Raw genomic sequence first — 18301 nt, forward strand, 5'->3', positions numbered from 1 at the left:
TATGGAAAAAGAAATTTTAGAAAACGGATTAAATGAGAACAGGAGAAAGTTCCTATCCAAATTAAGTCTAGGATTAGGTAGTGTTGCTTTGGGATCCTTATTGGTGCCCGATTTATTTAATGGTAGCCCCCAAATAGACACTGATAAATTAATGGCAAGTGTACCACATTTTGCTCCCAAAGCAAAAAGGGTTATTTATATGTTCCAAAATGGCGCGCCTAGCCAGTTGGAATCTTTCGATTATAAACCCATGCTGAATAAAAAAATCGGGGAAGAGCTTCCCGACTCCATCAGACAAGGGCAACGACTTACGGGAATGACTGCCGGGCAGTCTTCTTTTCCTTTGGTTGGCTCTGCTTATGGGTTCAAAAGGTATGGTCAATCAGGTGCTTGGGTCAGCGACCTCTTTCCACACACAGCAAAAATAGTTGATGACATTTGTATTGTTAAATCCATGCATACGGAGGCCATTAACCATGACCCTGCCCTCACCTTCTTCCAAACGGGAGCCCAGGTAGGAAACCGACCTAGCATGGGTGCATGGCTAAGCTATGGTTTAGGCTCTGAAAACAATAACCTTCCGAGTTTCTGCGTACTACTCTCTAGAGGAAAAGGAAATGGACAAGGCGTTTACTCCAAACTGTGGACAAATGGATTCCTAGAATCAGTTCATCAGGGTGTGCAATTTTCCAGTGGAGATGACCCTGTATTGTACCTCAATGACCCGGAAGGAATGAGCAAAATAGACAGAAGAAGGATGCTCGACAAAATTGCTGCTTTAAATCAAATAAACTATGAATCCTTCGGAGACCCGGAAATCAGCGCCAAAATCCAACAGTATGAAATGGCATACAGAATGCAAACTGCGGTACCAGAAGTCACAGATGTCAGCAAAGAACCGGACAGCATAGTTAAATTATATGGTCCGGAATGTTTGGTTTCCGGCACCTATGCAGCCAATTGCTTACTTGCAAGAAAGCTATCTGAAAATGGCGTCAGGTTTGTACAACTTTATCACCAAGGCTGGGATCAACATGGTAATTTGCCCAATGAAATGGCCATGCAAGCCAAAGATACCGATCAGGCATCTGCTGCACTGATTACTGACTTGAAGCAAAGAGGCCTGTTAGACGAAACCCTGGTAATCTGGGGAGGGGAATTTGGTAGAACCAATTATTGCCAAGGAAGGTTTTCTGCGGACAACTATGGTAGAGATCATCATCCAAGGGCTTTTTCTATGTGGATGGCAGGCGGAGGAATAAAACCTGGGGTTACTTATGGAGAAACAGATGATTTTGGATACAATATCATTAAAGATCCGGTACATGTTCATGATTTCCATGCGACCATGCTTCATCTACTAGGAGTGGAACATGAGAAACTCACCTTCAGACATCAAGGAAGAAGATACAGGCTTACCGATGTTGCAGGAAATTTAGTCAAAGGCATTATGGTCTAACAATTTGAACCCTTGGTAACCACCCTATTCTCGTCTTATGTTAACAAATAAATTGAAGGCCATTCTTGGCCAAATACTTTTTGCTGCAAATGTTTTTGTACTATTCATCGTGTTGGCAGAAAGTAAAATAATAATTCCGGACTGGCTCCATGTATTCGGAAGAATGCATCCATTGTTGCTCCATTTCCCTATTGTAATCATTTTATTGGCCATAGTATTGGTAGGTTTTCCTGACCTGCTGCCCAAGAAAGAAGATAGTACGCTGTATGGCAAAGACTTTTTACTATTGGGAGCATTCACTGCGGGGTTTACCGTTATCGCAGGGCTTTTGCTTTCCCATGAAACAGGCTATGATAAAGAAGCGCTCTTTTGGCACAAATGGACTAGCTTGGGTATTTTCTGGCTTTCTTCTCTATTGTATTATTTTATTGATAGACAAAGCCCTCTGGCCATTAAAATCTCAGCTACTTTTTTAGGTCTGATAGTCATTGTATCCGGTCATCTAGGTGCTTCCATCACACATGGGGATAACTTTATCACAGCCCCCCTTGAAAACAAGGAAACCCAAATGGTAAGCCTTGAAGAAGCGGAAGTATTTGCGCACGTAGTTTATCCCATCATCGAAAACAAATGCCTGAGTTGCCATAAGGCTTCCAAACAAAAAGGGGAGCTAAGAATGGATAGCCCGGAACATTTATTCAAAGGCGGGGAATCAGGGCCTGCTGTCGAGCCTTTCGATTCAGAAAACAGCTTATTAACCCAAAGAATTAATTTACCTGAAGAGGATGAAGACCATATGCCTCCAGAGGGAAAACCTCAGCTAACTGAGGAAGAGAAAGCTATACTAGAAGCTTGGATTGGTTCAGGTGCCATTACAGATCAAAAGGTCTTGGCACTTGCTGATACCAGCAGTATTTATCCATTGGCCATCAAAAAATTTGAATCGGCTCCGAAAGTTTACGCTTTTGATCCGGTATCTGATGATATTTTGGAGCCTCTAAATAACTTTTACCGAAAAATTCAACCTTTAGGGATTACCTCTCCGGCCTTGTCTGTTAGTTATTTTGGAAGGGCAAATTTTGACCCTGAATCACTTAAGGAACTTGCGCCCATTCAGGAGCAAACCGTTTCCATTAACCTAAACAGTATGCCGATCAAAGATGAACACTTGGCATCACTTGGTTCGTTTCCTAATCTGGAGAAACTTTATTTGAATTTCACGGACATTACGGGTCCAGGTCTTCAGTCCTTAGTAGGACTAGAAAACCTAACCCTACTGTCACTTTCAGGAAATAATTTAACCGAAGAAGCTATCGCTCCTTTATCACAACTAAAAAATGTAAAAAAACTCTTCCTTTGGAATACGGGCTTAACAGAGGAATCTCTTGAGAAATTAATTGCAGCTTTACCTCACACGACCATTGAGATCGGCACTGAGGAAAGGACTACTTTATTGATGTTGAATCCCCCAGTAATTAGTTTCGACAAAGCATTTTTTAAGGACAAATTAAAAGTTGAATTAACGCATCCTATTGGCACCACAAGCATCTATTATACACTGGACGGAACAGAGCCGGACAGCAGTAATTTCTTACTTTATGAGAAACCTCTCGAAATCACAGAAAATGCATCTATAAAAGCAAGAGCTTTCGCAGAAGGATGGATTGGCAGCAAGGTTTCAGAAGCGGAATTCATAAGCGCAACTCTCAGTCCTGCGTCTTTTGAAATGAACTATGCTCCTGAAGACAGGTACAAAGGAGATGGTAAAAACAGTCTTTTTGATAAAAAGAAAGCAATTCCTGATAGTTGGAACCTGAACTGGCTTGGCTTTATTAACAGTCCGTTAGAAGTGGAAATGGAATTTGAACAACCAACTGATATTTCCTATATGGCCATCTCTCTATGGCAGAATATAGGTGCACGTTTTTTCCCTCCTCAAGAGGTAAAAATTTGGACTCGACCGGATAAAAATCAGGACTGGAAACTCTCAAAATCCTTTCGACCTCAACCCTTGAGCAAAGACGACGATTCTTACTTACGTCAGGTTGAAATTCCTTTTGCAGAAAAGAATGTTCAATACCTTAAAATGGAAGCCAAACCACTTGCGAAGTTACCTTCCTGGCACGGTGCTGCCGAGAATAAAGCCTGGCTAATGGTAGATGAGATTGTGTTGAATTAAAAAAAGCCTGAAAATTCAGGCTTTTTATTTAATCTTCGTCTTTCACTTCTTCTTCACTCTGTGCCAACAGGTAAGCTTTAATGAATTCATTCAGCCCTCCATCCAGTACCGCTTGCACATCTGATGTTTCATAACCCGTCCGTGCATCTTTCACCAACTTATAAGGATGTAAAACATAGTTTCTGATCTGTGAACCAAAATCTATCCTCATTTTACCGGACTCCACTTTGGCTCTTTCAGCATTTCTTTTTTCCATCTCCAGTTGATACAAACGAGATTTCAACATCTGCATGGCCTTTTCTCTATTCGCTAATTGTGAACGTTCAATTTGGCACACAACAACTATCCCTGTAGGTTTATGAGTGAGTTGCACTTTCGTCTCTACCTTGTTTACATTTTGCCCTCCAGCTCCACCGGATCGAGAAGTATGTAACTCAATGTCTGATGGGTTGATGTCAATATTAATGGTATCATCCACCACGGGATAAGCATATACAGAAGCAAAGGAGGTATGTCTCCTACCCCCACTATCAAAAGGTGAAATTCTTACCAATCTGTGCACTCCACTTTCTGACTTCAAAAATCCGTAAGCTAAGGGGCCCACAAATTCCAAGGTAGCAGACTTAATCCCTGCGACTTCACCTTCCTGGAGGTCAACTTCTTTTACTTTATAACCATTTTTTTCTCCCCACATGATGTACATGCGAAGCAATATTGAAGCCCAGTCATTACTTTCAGTACCACCTGCACCGGGATTAATCTCAAGCATGGCACTCAGCTGATCCTCTTCACCGCTGAGCATCTTTTTCAATTCTAGGTCTTCAACCAATTTGAGATTCTTATCATATTCTGCATCTACTTCCTCTGCTGAGACCTCCCCTGCATTGTAGAACTCAAACAAAACCTCCAAATCCTGAACCCCTGTATCAACTGTTTCATACTGTGAGGTCCAGGCCTTTCGCGCCTGAATCTGCTTCATTACTTTTTCGGCCTCCTCTGTATCGCTCCAGAAATCGGGCTGTGCAGAAATGGCTTCAAACTCTTCTATTTCAGATTTCTTACGATCGTAGTCAAAGATACCTCCTCAAGGCCGTTACTCGGGCCTTCAAATCTTTCAATTGATCTGATGTCATAATGATAAATTTTATTATTTACTTAAAATGCAAAATTGCTTAATTCCCATTAAACTACCAATCTAAAATTAAAATTTGCTTGGCAGATAATGGCGCCCGAATTTTGAATCTTTAAAGCCCAACAACCCTTAATTTTCCTAATCTCCCTCAACTTGGAAATAAAAAAATGCAGGTTTCATCGCGCATTACTCCAATTCATTTTCTCTGACCACCATTATTTTTCTCTTCCCTCCTACCTTGAATTTTTTGTAACGAAGTGATTTAAGGATAAAACCCGAACCTATCAAGGCTGCAGCTGTCGTTAACACACCGGAACTGTATTGTAGACTGCCATCATCGGCCAAACTATTAATTCCTCCTGCTACTAACAAAAGCCCAGCTCCTGCAAATGGAAGCATGGTTAAATTAGCTAACGTTTGGTTTCGCTCGTCCTTGTATCTAATATCTATTGCTTCTATTTGCTTCAGGCTCAAAACATTTTCACGCAAGGCGATATAATCCTTATCAATTTCACGGATAAAATCCCTGATATAATAATCATTACCTTTCTGTAAATAAATCAGCTCATCTCCTACTTCGTAGCTGATACGTGATTTCTGGTTGGCACCTTTTTGTAGGATCAAATAGTTTTGTGCGAATAACTCGACTTGAACAAAAACGATTAAACCGATAAGAAGGATACCTCTATTGAAGAGATACATAGGCAAATTAAAATTCAATGGTCAAAAACTGACCGGAAGATCAACTAATATTTCGTAATCCAATTGTATTTATCCTCCACTTTACCATATTTAATATTGTCAAGGGCTTCCAAAATACGAATAGAAAAAGCAGTAGGAGCCACTTCTTTTAATTCATAGTCTTTACCATGAATATTTATTAAGCGGATAAAAGCTACAGTAGCTGCCGTACCTGTTCCGAAGGCTTCATCCAGTTTCCCGGAATTTAGTGCTTCTTCCAATTCTATCACTGTTAAAAATCTCTCTTCTACAGGCATACCCATTTCCTGTGCCAAGGTAAGAACGCTATCCCTGGTGATTCCTTTTAGAATGGTTCCGGTAGTGGTTGGCGCAGTAATTAAAACACCATCAATTACGAACATTACATTCATGGTACCACTCTCCTCTATGTATTGATGGGTCTTGCCATCTGTCCATAGGAGTTGATCGTAGCCGTCTTTTTGGGCCTTCAATGCCGGATAAAGTGATCCTGCATAATTGCCGGCAGCTTTTGCAGCTCCTGTACCTCCTTCGATGGCCCTGGCAAATCTTGTTTCAACTTTTACAGCTACTGGTTTGGCATAATACTTCCCAACCGGTGAGGCAAGAATCATGAATTTATATTTCTTGGAAGGTCTGATTCCCAGGTAATCATCTGCAGCAAAAATAAATGGCCTCAAGTATAAGGAACAACCCGCTTGCTTAGGCACCCATTCTCTATCTACTTCAAGTAGGCATCGCATTCCTTCCATGAAAATCTCTTTCGGGACTTCCGGAATACACATTCTTTTGGCCGATTCATTTAACCTTTGTTGGTTGGCATCTCCTCGGAAAACCAATATTTCACCTTGCTCATTCCTATAGGCTTTTAATCCTTCAAACACGGATTGCCCATAGTGAAGGGTCGCATTTGCAGGATTGAGCAGCAGTGGTGCATAGGGTTCGATTTTCAAGTTTTGCCATTCCCCATCTATATAGTCTGCCACAAACATGTGGTCACTGGTAATCTGTCCAAAAGCAAGCTCATCAAAATTTGTTGTTTCTAATTTTGAGCTTGAAGCTTTAGTTATATCTATTTTCAATTGCTCGTCCATATCTTATTATTCACTTGAATGCCAAGTGATTTCATTTACATTTAATTCCTTCGCCAATTGTCTTCCCAATACAAACAAAAAATCGGAAAGCCGGTTGACATATTCCAACAATATTCCATCTACCGGAGAATTTTCTGAAAGCAAAACCATGGATCTCTCAGCTCTTCTGCAAACGGTACGTGCAATGTGAGTCAAAGAAACCACCGGATGCCCTCCGGGGATAATGAAATTTTTTAATGGGGGTAGATTTTCCTCCATTTTATCTATTTCTATTTCAAGAAACCGAATGTCTTCTTTTTTAAGAACAGGTAGCTTCATCCCCGATTTTTCCGGCTCAGTGGCCAAAATAGCCCCTAAAACAAAAAGCCTGTCTTGTATTTCGTAAAGAATCTTAATAATGAATTCATTAGCTACTTGATCCTTCAATAAACCTATATTTGCATTTAACTCGTCAATGGTACCGTACGCATCAATTCTTAAATGAGATTTATTGACCCTAGTCCCTCCAAAAAGGGATGTTTTTCCTTTATCTCCCGTTTTGGTATAAATTTTCATTCAGTTAATCAACTATGAGATTCAAATAATTGTTTTGTCCACCACCGTTGGATTGGGGTTTCTCTCATCAGATTCTACCAAGCCATCTCTTAACCTGATGACTCGGTGCGCATAATGTGCTATATCATCCTCATGCGTAACCATGATAATCGTATTGCCCTTTTGGTGCAAGACATGAAAAAGGTCCATGATTTCATAAGACGTCTTACTGTCCAAATTACCCGTAGGTTCATCGGCTAAAATAATACTGGGATCATTTACCAAAGCCCTGGCAATGGCCACCCTTTGCCTTTGTCCACCTGACAACTCGTTGGGTTTGTGATGAATTCTGTCATCCAAACCCACACTTTTAAGAGATAGAAAAGCTTTTTCTTCTCTATCCGTCTTATTGTATCCTGCATAAATCAAAGGCAAAGCTACGTTCTCTAAACAAGTAGCTCTTGGCAATAGATTAAAGGTCTGAAAAACAAAACCTATCTCCTTATTCCTGATTTCAGCTAGCTCATCTTCAGTCATATCACTCACATCCTTGCTATTTAGAATGTATTGTCCTGAACTGGGTGTATCCAAACAACCTATAATATTCATTAATGTCGACTTGCCTGAACCTGAAGGCCCCATAAAGGCCACATATTCACCCCTGTTTACGCTCATGCTTACCGATTTGAGTGCTTTCACCTCCTCGGTTCCCATTTTGTAAACCTTACGTATTTCTTTGGTTTTAATGATTTCTGGCATGGCTCGACATTTTAAATGTGAAGATAGGGTATATTGCTCAAAAACAGGAATTCAGCCTCTTAAATTATATCAAAGGAATTATAGGAATTTTAACTGTAATTCAGTCAAATCATCTTCCTTAATCCATTCCTCCATTAATTTTAAGTTGGTACTGGCATATTGATCCAACCCAATTATACGACAATATTTAACTAACGTTATCCATAATAGTGGATCTTTATTGAATTGACAAGCTTCTTGTAGCAATTCATACCGCTTCTCGTCACCCTCTACTTGCTCAAGTCTAGCCAAAATCAATGGCGTCAAATAGGGATTAAATCCTCCATCTAAAGCAAAGCCCGTATCTTCATTCCCTAATTCCTTTACCCTATTGAGATAAGCTTCCAAGGAAAAATGACGCCCTGTGGATTGTTCGTAAACTTTCGCCAATGAAAGCATTTTTTTGATCTCTTCTTCCTCAAGCCAATGAGACTTTCTTTCTAAAATCTCTTTAGCAAGTACACCTTTATTCACTTCATTTTCCAAAGATTCAACCGCAGGCATAAGATCTTTCCCAAGCATGGTAGGGACATTGGCCAATTCCCTGTATAGTTTCACGGTATCATTGCTCACAAGCTGACCGGAAGCGTCAAAACGCATCCATTTAGGAAAGGTCACATTTTGGGTGCCCGAAATAAAGACTGCCTCCTCTTCCATCCCTCCAAAATACAAAAAGGGCAAATGGGCCGGTGTAAACTTAAGGTATCCCTTTAAGGTCGCTTGTTTCCATTCTATGGCAGCTTTTTCAAAATCGCCAAGGTCGGAAAGTAGCCAGCCTGCAAAGGCATGGTAATAACCGGCATCTTGACTGAATCGAAAGGCCATACCATTTAAGTAGGTCAGTAATTGATTCATTCTTCCGGTTTTATACTTCAAAATCAGATCTGACTCCTTTAAATTTTGCTCAACAGTCAGGGAACTGGTTTCCTGCGCCAACATGGAGTCCAATTCCATCTGAAAATCCGGTCCGGTAAAACCTTTCTCAATATTGGTAAGGTAATTTCTAAGCATAGCTCTTCTTACAAGCACATTGTCAGCCTCCTTTTCGGTCGAATCTAAGACCATTCTACCTAGCCCATACCCCATATTCTTTGCTGCCAAAAGATTAACAGTATTTTTCAAAGACGATGCAATCTTCTCATCTTCTTCCAAAGGAAGGCCTTGAGCCACCTTTATCCCTATCCTATTTTGGATATCAACTGATTCAAACCCATCCATTCTATCCAGCGTGCTTAAGGCTTTTTGAGGCAATTTCATTCTATGGTATACCAATGCAAGATTATTTGCCAAATGAGGATTTCCCGGGTAATGATTCAACCCTTCTTCCAAACAATAGACTGCCTCGTTTGTTCTGGATCGCTTCTCCAACAGTCGGCTAAGCAACAAAATATCCTTCACCTGAGGGTTTTGTTCAAAACTTCGCTCTAAAGTTTTAAGTGCCAAGGTAGGCTGGTTTTGGTCGAGGTAAATATTACTCAAAGCATAAAGTGCCCTGTCATTTGCCCTGTATCTATCAAAAGCATTTTCATAAAGAACTGAAGCTTCTACAGGTCTTTTGGTGGTAAAATAATAATCTGCTGAAAGTTGGGTAGATGAAGTGCTGAATTGTATACCAATTATTCCAGCTGCATAAACCATCAAAATTAAAAATGCGATCGTTCCTCCCAATCTCATGTGAAAATAGGGGAAAAAGGGAGGGTTGTACATTATTTTTTCAATCGCATTACCACTATTGATTATGGCTGAAAAATTTACCCATATGTACAAAACAAACATTACACTAAATCCCAACTGGCTGTAGGCAAACACATGATGTAAAAAATCAAGCATAGGTGTATTACCGGAAATTTCTGCTTTGAACAAGACCAATAGACAAACAGCAAAACCTCCCAGGTAAAACACTTTCCCCACCCATCCTTCATTATAAGTTTGAGGAAAATACTTTGTTTTATAATAAGAATCGAAATAACCAACAACCCCTACCAAAACAAGTAAAAGCTGGAATGATGGGAGGTACCATTTATTCCAATCACCGGTAACTTCTAGGAAAACCAAAGCCATCAAGACCAAGTATAAGCTTGAAATAATAGCATAATGCCAACCAATTTTGATTCCCACATCCCTATTTAGCTTGGCCAAAAACAAATAGGCCCCGGACACAAAAGCATGCCCAATGTAGAGCATAAAAGCGGCGGCCATCACCAAAGCCATTAGAAATATATTCTCCGAAAATAAATAGGTAGGTGAAACTGCTTGAGAAAAATAAATTAAAACAGCCAAGCCCAGTAGCCCAAGCCCAATTATCAGTACTAGCCTAAGGCCTAAACCTATAATATCATTAAAAAACAGGTGGATGACCGATGCCGGCACCAAAAGGAACAGTAAGCTTATGGCCAAGGCATAATTGGTGCCAATCCCACCGATATTCAAACTATTCACTCCGCTTATACTCAGAAGCAAGATCAATAATCCCGCCCCAATCAAAAATGCTTGGCGCTTCAGTAAGGTCACTAAGACAATAAACAGCAACAACAGTAGCCAAATGCCAATCCCCATCACCTGTATTAACTTGGGAAAAGCTTGAGGAGGCAAAGGATCGAATTGATCAAATAAAAGAAAATTTTGAACCTCAAATTCAAGCAATCCCGAAGTAGACTGAAAACTATCCAAAGGAACATTGATTCTCTCTGACAAGGTTATTAGACCAATAGGGTCTAAAGCGTTTACCCACAGTAAGCCTGCTCCTGCACTTATCAGTACAGCCGAAAAAATATAAAAGAAAACATTCTGCCAGACCCTCCGGCACATTACTCCATAACTTTAGGGACACGGAAATAATCCGAATCTCTTTGGGGGGCATTTTTCAAACCTTTCTCATGATCCAAATGAGCGCCTACTACATCTTTTCTCATGACATTTTCCTCAGAAGACATGGTTATAAGTGGTTCCACATCACTGGTATCCAACTCATTTAACTTCTCAACCCAATCAAGGATTTGAGTCATGTCCGCTGTCATTTTTTTTGCACTTTTTTCATCAAACTCAAGTCTGGCCAAGTGCGCAATTTTTTTGAGAGAATCGATATCTAATTTCATGAATTGTCTATTTAAATTTAGTTCCGGGCATTGTCTTTATTCAATTGTTCCTGAATGATGGTGAAACACTTAGATTTAAGTTCCTTCACATCATTTGGCCCACATCCTTTAACGGCAATGGGTTCATGTATGACTACCTTAACAGGTTTATAACGTAATAAAAACTTCCCATCGTCCGGCAAAATTAAGTGATTGTATGATAAAGTGACAGGAATAATTGGAATTTGTTTGTCCAAGGCCAATTTAAACGCTCCATCTTTAAATTTAGCCATGGCTGGGGGAGATTGGCTTGAAATCCCTCCTTCAGGAAAAAAAACCACACTTGCTCCTTCATCTAATTCTTTTCTAGCCTTTAATATAGACTCGCCCCTACTCTTCATACTGTTTCTATCCACAGCAATATGAAGATTTTTAAACATGTATCCGAAAAGAGGCACTTTGGCAAGCGATTTTTTGCCAATAAACACAAGATCAAATGGAATCAACCCTAATGCCGGTATATCCAAGTAAGAAAAATGGTTGGAAACAAAGATAAACTGATCACTTTTTTTCAAGTGGCAACGATTTTCTATGTTCACCTTAAAGAAAAGCATTCCAAAAAACAACTTAGACCAGACCCTGTTCATTTTTCTCCCTTGGCCCTTTTTCCCGGATATCTCGATCGTATATATAAATATTGGCAGTAATAGCAGAAACGCCGAAATAAAGCCAATGCTACCATAGATAGAATAAATTCTTCTAATCAATTTCATTCTTGCAAAAAGAGGATTTTATTTCCGAAATTAAGTAAAAATCAAAAAGGCATGGTCCATACGCATATTTTTTATTCCTCATTAAATACTGATTAAGCCTCTACTTTCTTCACTCTCAGAGAGGTACCCTCTGTACTTATAACTTTAATTTTTTCACCCCTGTCAATAAACTCCCCCCTGGAATAGGCATCATATTGTTCATCCTCGATAATCACCTTACCACTAGGCATTAAACGAGTGTAAGACATGCCTTCCTTACCAAGCAGTTCAGCACTATAAAAAGACGAGGTATACCCTTCCGATTTCTGTTGGGTGTCGGCTAAAGATATCCGGCTAAAACTCTCCCATTGATTGATTTTGGGCGTTAAGGTGAAAATCAACACCGTTGCTATTGTTGCGGCTAGAATCACTGTTAACAAGGCTGAGAAGAGCTTCCCGGAGCTTACAAAAGTAAAATCAAACTGTTCATTTGGTAACATGCCCATCGTAAGTCCGCCCAAGACGCAAATGATCCCCAAAATGCCGAATACACCAAAACCCGGCACAACAAAAATCTCAACGGCCAGCAATATAATTCCTACAATAAAAAGTACCATCTCCCAATTACTGGCAAGCCCTGTTAGGTAATAAGGAATAAAATAGAGAATAACGGCAATGGCACTTGCAGCGAGAGGAAAGCCAATGCCCGGTGTTTGTATTTCAAAATAAATCCCAGCAAAAATAACCAGTATTAAAAAACCGCTTACTGCCGGGTTTAAGAAAATGGAGATTATATCCTCTGAAAGAGAGGGCTGATATTCATATATTTCAAAATCTTTGAACCCAAACCTATCCACAAGCTCCTCAATGGAAGCAACTTCTCCTTCACAGAACCCGTTTTCTATGGCTTCAGAAACGGAAAATGTAATTACTTCTCCTACTTTTGAAACCCCTTCGACTTCCAAGTCTTCGTCTACCATGGCTTCTGCAATTTTGGGATCCCTGCCTGTGGCCTCAGCAGTACTTCTCATCATGGAGCGCATATAAGACTGGTATTTGTCTGGAGCAGCTTCCCCCGTATCTCCCATTACCACTGTAGCAGCACCTATGCTTCCACCTTTGGCCATATAAATACTATCACAAGCAATAGAAATTAAAGCTCCCGCAGAGGCGGCATCTTTATCTATATAGGACACAATCGGGATATCGGATTCCAAAAACAGTGTCCGAATTTCATCCGCGTCATTAACTGCTCCACCATATGTATCCATGTGCACAATAATCAGGGCCGCATTTTTACGCGCTGCATCCTCCATCGCCATCCTTACTTTTCTATTCATCCTGGGATCTATATTATCCATCATTTCAAACACATAAACCGTTTGTAAAGAATCATCGGTCCTTTGCTCTGACTGGGCTTGCAAGCAAGGATTAATAATTAAATTGACAATAGTATAGAAGGCAAGACTAAAAATGAGTTTCATTTTAAATACCGGTTTAATATTTCTGTTTGAATATACCAATAAAAATGATCATCGCCCCTATTGGTATAAAATGGAGTTGCAATTGATAAAATAAATATCAAATTTGCATGATTATTAGAAATTTATTGTAAAAAACCGTTAGTAAAATGAAGTGCTGGATATTGATTTTAGGGATGATAGGCTTAGCTATTCCATCCAAAGGAGCATTACTTGTGGGATCTGATTCTGTAGGAATAGAAAAGATAGGAGGGAAATCCTATATTATTCACCAAGTAGATCCACAAGAGACTTTATTTGGAATTTCGCGACGGTACAATACTCCGGTAAGTGATATTGTCCAAAATAATGATTCTTTAAAAGATGGGCTTAAAATCGGCCAACGCATTAGAGTGCCTTTTATTGAGCAAACAATGATTCCTGAAGGGGCAAAAGTCCACCATGTAACTCCCGGTGAAACGCTCTTCTCGATCGCCAAATCCTATAATATCAGTATGGATCAATTGATGGCTTCAAATGGACTAAAAGGAACAGACTTGAGTGTCGGACAGGCCTTAATTGTAGAAGGAGTAAAAGAAAAAGTAATACCAGAAAAGGAACAGCCTGTAACCCAAAAGCAACAACCCGTAGCCCCTCAAAAGGTAGAGGAGACGGCAGAAATTGTAGATCAAACGGTTGCTGTTACCACCGAAAAACCGGCCCCTAAGAAGAAACAACCCAAGAAAAAAACAGAGAAGCCTGTTGCTCCAAAAGTTGAAACTCCGACAACCTCTCCTGCTTCCCCTTCCGTCTCTACTACAGGCAATTGGATTTCACATAAAGTAACCCAGGGTGAAACTTTATTTGCCATCGCAAAAAAATATGATGCCAATGTGGCCGACATTATAAAATGGAATGGCTTATCTTCTAACAATCTATCGGTAGGTCAAACCCTTAAAGTGGGGAGAGAAACCAATGCCAACATTCCCGTTACCCAAATGCCCGGAAACACCAAACCTACTTCGGAACCCACAAACTCCAAAACAGCTGTGGAAAGCCCTTCAAATAATGTGAGCACTTCTACTGCTTTCAAAAATGTAAGTGAAAGCGGTCAAGCAGAAGTTATAGAAGGCACTGGAAATCATAAAAAATTTCTGGTCCTACACAGAAACGCACCGGTAGGAACCATCATGAGAATAAGAAATGAAGAAAATGATGTAACCATATTCGCTAGAGTAGTTGGCGTTTTACCGGAAACAGGGGACAACAATAAATTATTAATCAAGCTATCTAAAGCCGCTTTTGATCAATTGAAAGCAGTTAATTCTCGATTTAGGGTTGAAATTTCCTATTAATTTTCACTTGTTTATTCTAATGTAAACCGTGAAATTTACTTTATCAGAAAACCCAAGGGTGTAGTCTTAATACTTAAAGACCAAGAGTGTCCTCAGATTGGGTAAAGAAATATTAATTATTACAAGCGATTGAATCATTCTCACATGTCAATCGTTAAGCCATATACAAAAAGGCCATGAATATAAAAAAGAATAAACCCGTAATCGGAATTAGCATAGGCGACATCAACGGAATCGGAGCAGAGGTCACCATGAAAGCCCTGCTTGACAACCGACTCCAGAAAATGATTACTCCGGTGATCTATGGCCATGGCAAGGCGCTTACTTACTACAGGAGAGCCTTAGACATGAATGATTTTAATTTTATTCAAGTCAAGAGTATAGAAGATGTACACCACAGAAAGATCAATGTAATCAATGTGGTTCAGGATTCTCCAGAGGTGATGCCTGGAGTAGAGACCAGAGACGCCGGAAGCATGGCTCTTGCAGCCATTGATCAGGCCATTATAGATTTAAAATCCGGTCACTTGGACGCCTTGGTTACAGCGCCACTTAACAAAAACAATATTAATAGCACAGAAACTCCCTTTGTGGGCCATACGGAGTACTTGACTGAGGCCTTCGACACTAAAGAAAGCATGATGTTTATGGTGTCAGAAGACATGCGAATTGGTCTGGTTACCGGACATCTCCCCTTACGAGAGGTAGCTGATGCAGTGACAGGCCCAGCCATTAAGGCTAAGCTGAAAATCATGATCCGATCACTTAAGGAAAATTTTGGAGTTTTAAAACCAAAAATCGCCGTTCTTGGATTGAATCCACACGCTGGAGAAGATGGCCTTTTAGGAAGTGAAGAGATGGAAACCATCCAACCTGTTGTAAAAAGCTTTAAGGAAGAAGGGGATCTGGTTTTTGGACCCTATCCTTCGGACGGTTTCTTTGGAATGATCCATCAAAAAAAGTTTGATGGTGTTTTAGCCATGTACCATGACCAAGGTTTAATCCCCTTCAAAACAATATGTTTTGATTCAGGGGTAAATTTCACCGCAGGCTTACCAATAATCAGGACTAGTCCTGACCATGGTACAGCATATAATATTGCCGGAAAAAACAATGCGAACCCGGGGTCAATGCGGTCTGCCATATTTTTGGCACACGATATGGTTAAACAAAAAGAAAACTTAACTGCTACTTAATGAAATTATTAAGGGGTAGATTTTATTAATCAGAAATATTTTTCTAAATTTGCGGTCTTAATTCAGAAAATGAAATTCATAAGGAAATTCGATATTGACATTATTCGGCTGAAGGAAGGGAAGCACAATTTCAATTTCGAAATTGATTCTGAATTCCTAGATCATTTTGAAAACAGTCGAGAGATAGTAAATGATGTTGCCATTAAGGCAAACATAGAACTTGACAAAAGGATCAACCTGATTGAGGTTGTATTCCACTTAAAAGGGAAGGTAAACATCACTTGCGACAGAAGTCTTGAGGATTTTGATTATCCTTTGGACTTGTCACATAAGATCTTGTACAAATACGGTCAAGAAGAAAAAGAGATCAGTGATGAAATCTTTTTTATCACGGCCGACACCCAAAGCATCAACGTGATGCAATTGATCTATGAGTTTATTTTGCTTGGTATTCCAGCAAAGAAAATTCATCCGGATCATTTGACAGAAGAAGATGAGGATGAAGGTGAGGGTTGGATCGTTTATGAAGCAGGAGAAAATAATTTATCAGAAGAACAAATAAAAGACGACCAAAACCCGTTTTGGAAAGCTTTAAAGAATTTAAAAAATAAAGAATAAGCTAAAATTACATAGATATGGCACATCCTAAAAGGAAAATTTCCAAAACCAGAAGAGATAAAAGAAGGACACATTATAAATTAAATGCGCCTGGTTTGGCTAAGTGCCCAACCACTGGTGAATTTCATTTACCACATAGAGCATTTTGGCTAGATGGCAAACTGTACTACAAAGGACAGGTAATCATGGAAAAAGAGGTAACTGTTTAATTTACCCTCTAAAATCTTAAAAAGCTGCCTGATCTGATTAAGATCAGGCAGCTTTTTTATAGACCATTGTCTACCATCCTACTTTTTTCCCGCTTGACTTTCTCAGAGAATTTTTGCTGAATGATATCCTGTACAGGTCTATTCTCAATTTTACTCTCCAACCAAGAAATAATATCTAAATACAGAAATGCCCTCTTCTCGAAAGGATGGTTTTCATAAACGATTAATTTATTTCTTAATTGGATAAAAGCTCCCTTGAGTTCGTGGTCGTAGATCCGGCTAAGGTTTCTAATGAAATGCATCATTTCCTTTTGTACCTGATGCAAATCGTCCATTTTTATCAAGAACCGGTAAACATTTCTGATTTGCCCATCTAACTTTTCATCAATTCCTGCCTCATAACTAGCAATCAATTTCAAGATATGAGCAAAACATTGCAGGTCTTCTCTCAATCCAATCTGGCTATTTTGAATAACTTGCTCTAAATAAAGAATTGCTCTTTCATTGTCCCCACTACCAAAATAGAGGCAGGCAATTTTATAATGCAACACCATCAAATGATGGACATCAAGTTTTCGCTTAATCGGAGAAATATCCCTTAGTAAATCAGGTACTATTTCTTCCACCCCTTTGGTGAAATCCCCCTTGAGAAAGTAAAAGTTAATAAGATTGGAATAAAGGTAGAGAAAAGACAAAATCTTACTATTGCCATCAAATACGAAATCCTCTTGCTTCAAACTGTGTCTAAACTCACCCAAAACCTGAGCAAAACGCTCGTAATAACCCATATAAAACAAGGTATCCAATAAATAATGATACGCCTTAAGATAACTACCTGTTGCCACCCTAATCATTTGTGGAGCCGCCTCAAAAAGATCTACCCAGTGCTGGGCAGCTCGATAACAAACCGGGAAATCTTGAATGATATGGTAATACCAAACTTGGGCTTGAAACAAATACATTTTTTCATAAAAACCCAGACTCTGGAAATCATATACCGGCATGCTTTGCTTATAAAACTTCTCTAGCATTTCCCTCCCCTCTTTGTCTTTAATATAACCGGTTTTCAAATATATGCCGTACAACTGCAGTGAGAGGCTTGAAAATCGGTTTTTGAGATCCACTTTTTCAGACAAATGAGCTGCCTCATGACTGAGTATATCAGCCCTGTTTTCAATACTTCTTGTTATGTGTTGAGACTCTATCACCTTCTCCATCTCCACCACACGTAGCATGATAGTATTGAGACCATACATACTTGCCACCTGCTTGGCTTTATCCAGGGTTTTCAAACTTTGCATGTACAGCCCTTTGTTGTATAGAATTCTTCCAAAATCAATCTGCTCATTCAATTGCAGTTCAATATTCCTATCGGCATATAACAGCCTCAAAGAGGTCAGTACTTGCTTGTATAAATGTGCCTTCATATTAGACAATTGCTTCTTACTTACAGGTGTTTTTTCAAGCAATTGCCGCTCATTATACACCTCCATTTTGTCCATCACATCAAACAGCCTAAGAAACTTAGCTCCTTCATTTGATGACAGCCTCTTTGCAAAGAGTTTAAAATTTCTTTTTTCAGAGGGGGATAAGCTATTTATTAAGTCAAATAAAAAATCTTTTTTATTATTGGATATCATAATTTTATACTACTTAAATATCTGACTACCTGTTATTTAAACTGTTTTAAACATCATTAGACGTCGGACATATAAAGTTAA

Annotated in this window: 16 protein-coding genes; 6 read left to right on the forward strand and 10 right to left on the reverse strand. The window is 39.4% G+C overall.

Annotated features, from left to right (window positions below; genetic code table 11):
* Position 1: 1 nt before the first annotated feature.
* On the forward strand, positions 2-1459 hold the full coding sequence (locus tag Q4534_RS09290) for a DUF1501 domain-containing protein (protein WP_303612896.1): 1458 nt from the start codon (positions 2-4) through the stop codon (positions 1457-1459).
* 37 nt (positions 1460-1496) lie between these two features.
* Complete coding sequence (locus tag Q4534_RS09295; RefSeq protein ID WP_303612897.1) at positions 1497-3638, forward strand: c-type cytochrome domain-containing protein; 2142 nt, start codon at positions 1497-1499, stop codon at positions 3636-3638.
* A 28-nt stretch (positions 3639-3666) separates the two neighbouring features.
* Here Q4534_RS09295 and prfB read toward each other — a convergent pair.
* From prfB to Q4534_RS09340, 9 genes are all read right to left on the reverse strand, one after another.
* Positions 3667-4771, reverse strand: a protein-coding gene (gene prfB / locus Q4534_RS09300) for a peptide chain release factor 2 (RefSeq protein WP_303612898.1) whose coding sequence is annotated in 2 segments (ribosomal slippage) — positions 3667-4710 and positions 4712-4771 — 1104 coding nt in all. Because the reading frame shifts where the segments join, the coding sequence is not laid out codon by codon here.
* Between the two features lie 185 nt (positions 4772-4956).
* Positions 4957-5472 carry a hypothetical protein gene (locus Q4534_RS09305; protein WP_303612899.1) on the reverse strand — a complete coding sequence of 172 codons (516 nt, stop codon included), beginning with the start codon at positions 5470-5472 and terminating at the stop codon, positions 4957-4959.
* Between the two features lie 44 nt (positions 5473-5516).
* Complete coding sequence (locus tag Q4534_RS09310; protein ID WP_303612900.1) at positions 5517-6584, reverse strand: branched-chain amino acid aminotransferase; 1068 nt, start codon at positions 6582-6584, stop codon at positions 5517-5519.
* Positions 6585-6590: 6 nt separating this feature from the next.
* Positions 6591-7139: a cob(I)yrinic acid a,c-diamide adenosyltransferase gene (locus Q4534_RS09315; RefSeq protein ID WP_303612901.1), complete on the reverse strand. Its 549-nt coding sequence runs from the start codon at positions 7137-7139 to the stop codon at positions 6591-6593.
* 21 nt (positions 7140-7160) lie between these two features.
* Entirely contained in the window at positions 7161-7877 is a 717-nt protein-coding gene (locus tag Q4534_RS09320; RefSeq protein ID WP_303612902.1) for an ABC transporter ATP-binding protein, read from the reverse strand.
* Positions 7878-7955: 78 nt separating this feature from the next.
* Positions 7956-10724: a M48 family metallopeptidase gene (locus tag Q4534_RS09325; protein WP_303612903.1), complete on the reverse strand. Its 2769-nt coding sequence runs from the start codon at positions 10722-10724 to the stop codon at positions 7956-7958.
* Positions 10724-11011, reverse strand: coding sequence for an Asp-tRNA(Asn)/Glu-tRNA(Gln) amidotransferase subunit GatC (gene gatC, locus Q4534_RS09330; protein ID WP_303612904.1), 288 nt, complete (start codon positions 11009-11011; stop codon positions 10724-10726). Before gatC ends, Q4534_RS09325 begins: the two co-directional genes overlap by 1 nt.
* A 17-nt stretch (positions 11012-11028) precedes the next feature.
* On the reverse strand, positions 11029-11763 hold the full coding sequence (locus Q4534_RS09335) for a 1-acyl-sn-glycerol-3-phosphate acyltransferase (protein ID WP_303612905.1): 735 nt from the start codon (positions 11761-11763) through the stop codon (positions 11029-11031).
* 92 nt (positions 11764-11855) lie between these two features.
* Positions 11856-13226: a nodulation protein NfeD gene (locus Q4534_RS09340; RefSeq protein ID WP_303612906.1), complete on the reverse strand. Its 1371-nt coding sequence runs from the start codon at positions 13224-13226 to the stop codon at positions 11856-11858.
* Between the two features lie 146 nt (positions 13227-13372).
* Between Q4534_RS09340 and Q4534_RS09345 the strand changes: the two genes are divergently transcribed.
* The 4 genes from Q4534_RS09345 to rpmF all read left to right on the forward strand — a co-directional run bounded on the left by Q4534_RS09345 (position 13373) and on the right by rpmF (position 16580).
* On the forward strand, positions 13373-14557 hold the full coding sequence (locus Q4534_RS09345; protein ID WP_303612907.1) for a LysM peptidoglycan-binding domain-containing protein: 1185 nt from the start codon (positions 13373-13375) through the stop codon (positions 14555-14557).
* A 176-nt stretch (positions 14558-14733) separates the two neighbouring features.
* A complete protein-coding gene (pdxA, locus tag Q4534_RS09350; protein ID WP_303612908.1) occupies positions 14734-15753 on the forward strand; it encodes a 4-hydroxythreonine-4-phosphate dehydrogenase PdxA in 1020 nt (339 codons plus the stop codon).
* Between the two features lie 69 nt (positions 15754-15822).
* Positions 15823-16371, forward strand: a complete 549-nt coding sequence (locus Q4534_RS09355; protein WP_303612909.1) for a DUF177 domain-containing protein — start codon at positions 15823-15825, stop codon at positions 16369-16371.
* A gap of 17 nt (positions 16372-16388) precedes the next feature.
* Positions 16389-16580: a 50S ribosomal protein L32 gene (gene rpmF, locus Q4534_RS09360; protein WP_014019078.1), complete on the forward strand. Its 192-nt coding sequence runs from the start codon at positions 16389-16391 to the stop codon at positions 16578-16580.
* A gap of 56 nt (positions 16581-16636) precedes the next feature.
* Here the strand turns inward: rpmF and Q4534_RS09365 are convergent, their stop codons facing one another.
* Entirely contained in the window at positions 16637-18220 is a 1584-nt protein-coding gene (locus Q4534_RS09365; protein ID WP_303612910.1) for a hypothetical protein, read from the reverse strand.
* Between the last annotated feature and the right edge of the window lie 81 nt (positions 18221-18301).

Origin of the sequence: Cyclobacterium sp. 1_MG-2023 (genome assembly GCF_030546805.1) — a bacterium.
Taxonomy (GTDB): domain Bacteria; phylum Bacteroidota; class Bacteroidia; order Cytophagales; family Cyclobacteriaceae; genus Cyclobacterium.

Coding starts and splice junctions, on each gene's coding strand:
- Q4534_RS09310 (WP_303612900.1), bottom strand. CDS start 6,584: ATGGACGAGCAATTGAAAATAGATATAACTAAAGCTTCAAGCTCAAAA.
- rpmF (WP_014019078.1), top strand. CDS start 16,389: ATGGCACATCCTAAAAGGAAAATTTCCAAAACCAGAAGAGATAAAAGA.
- Q4534_RS09355 (WP_303612909.1), top strand. CDS start 15,823: ATGAAATTCATAAGGAAATTCGATATTGACATTATTCGGCTGAAGGAA.
- Q4534_RS09320 (WP_303612902.1), bottom strand. CDS start 7,877: ATGCCAGAAATCATTAAAACCAAAGAAATACGTAAGGTTTACAAAATG.
- Q4534_RS09345 (WP_303612907.1), top strand. CDS start 13,373: ATGAAGTGCTGGATATTGATTTTAGGGATGATAGGCTTAGCTATTCCA.
- pdxA (WP_303612908.1), top strand. CDS start 14,734: ATGAATATAAAAAAGAATAAACCCGTAATCGGAATTAGCATAGGCGAC.
- Q4534_RS09365 (WP_303612910.1), bottom strand. CDS start 18,220: ATGATATCCAATAATAAAAAAGATTTTTTATTTGACTTAATAAATAGC.
- Q4534_RS09315 (WP_303612901.1), bottom strand. CDS start 7,139: ATGAAAATTTATACCAAAACGGGAGATAAAGGAAAAACATCCCTTTTT.
- Q4534_RS09295 (WP_303612897.1), top strand. CDS start 1,497: ATGTTAACAAATAAATTGAAGGCCATTCTTGGCCAAATACTTTTTGCT.
- Q4534_RS09325 (WP_303612903.1), bottom strand. CDS start 10,724: ATGTGCCGGAGGGTCTGGCAGAATGTTTTCTTTTATATTTTTTCGGCT.
- Q4534_RS09305 (WP_303612899.1), bottom strand. CDS start 5,472: ATGTATCTCTTCAATAGAGGTATCCTTCTTATCGGTTTAATCGTTTTT.
- Q4534_RS09340 (WP_303612906.1), bottom strand. CDS start 13,226: ATGAAACTCATTTTTAGTCTTGCCTTCTATACTATTGTCAATTTAATT.
- gatC (WP_303612904.1), bottom strand. CDS start 11,011: ATGAAATTAGATATCGATTCTCTCAAAAAAATTGCGCACTTGGCCAGA.
- Q4534_RS09290 (WP_303612896.1), top strand. CDS start 2: ATGGAAAAAGAAATTTTAGAAAACGGATTAAATGAGAACAGGAGAAAG.
- Q4534_RS09335 (WP_303612905.1), bottom strand. CDS start 11,763: ATGAAATTGATTAGAAGAATTTATTCTATCTATGGTAGCATTGGCTTT.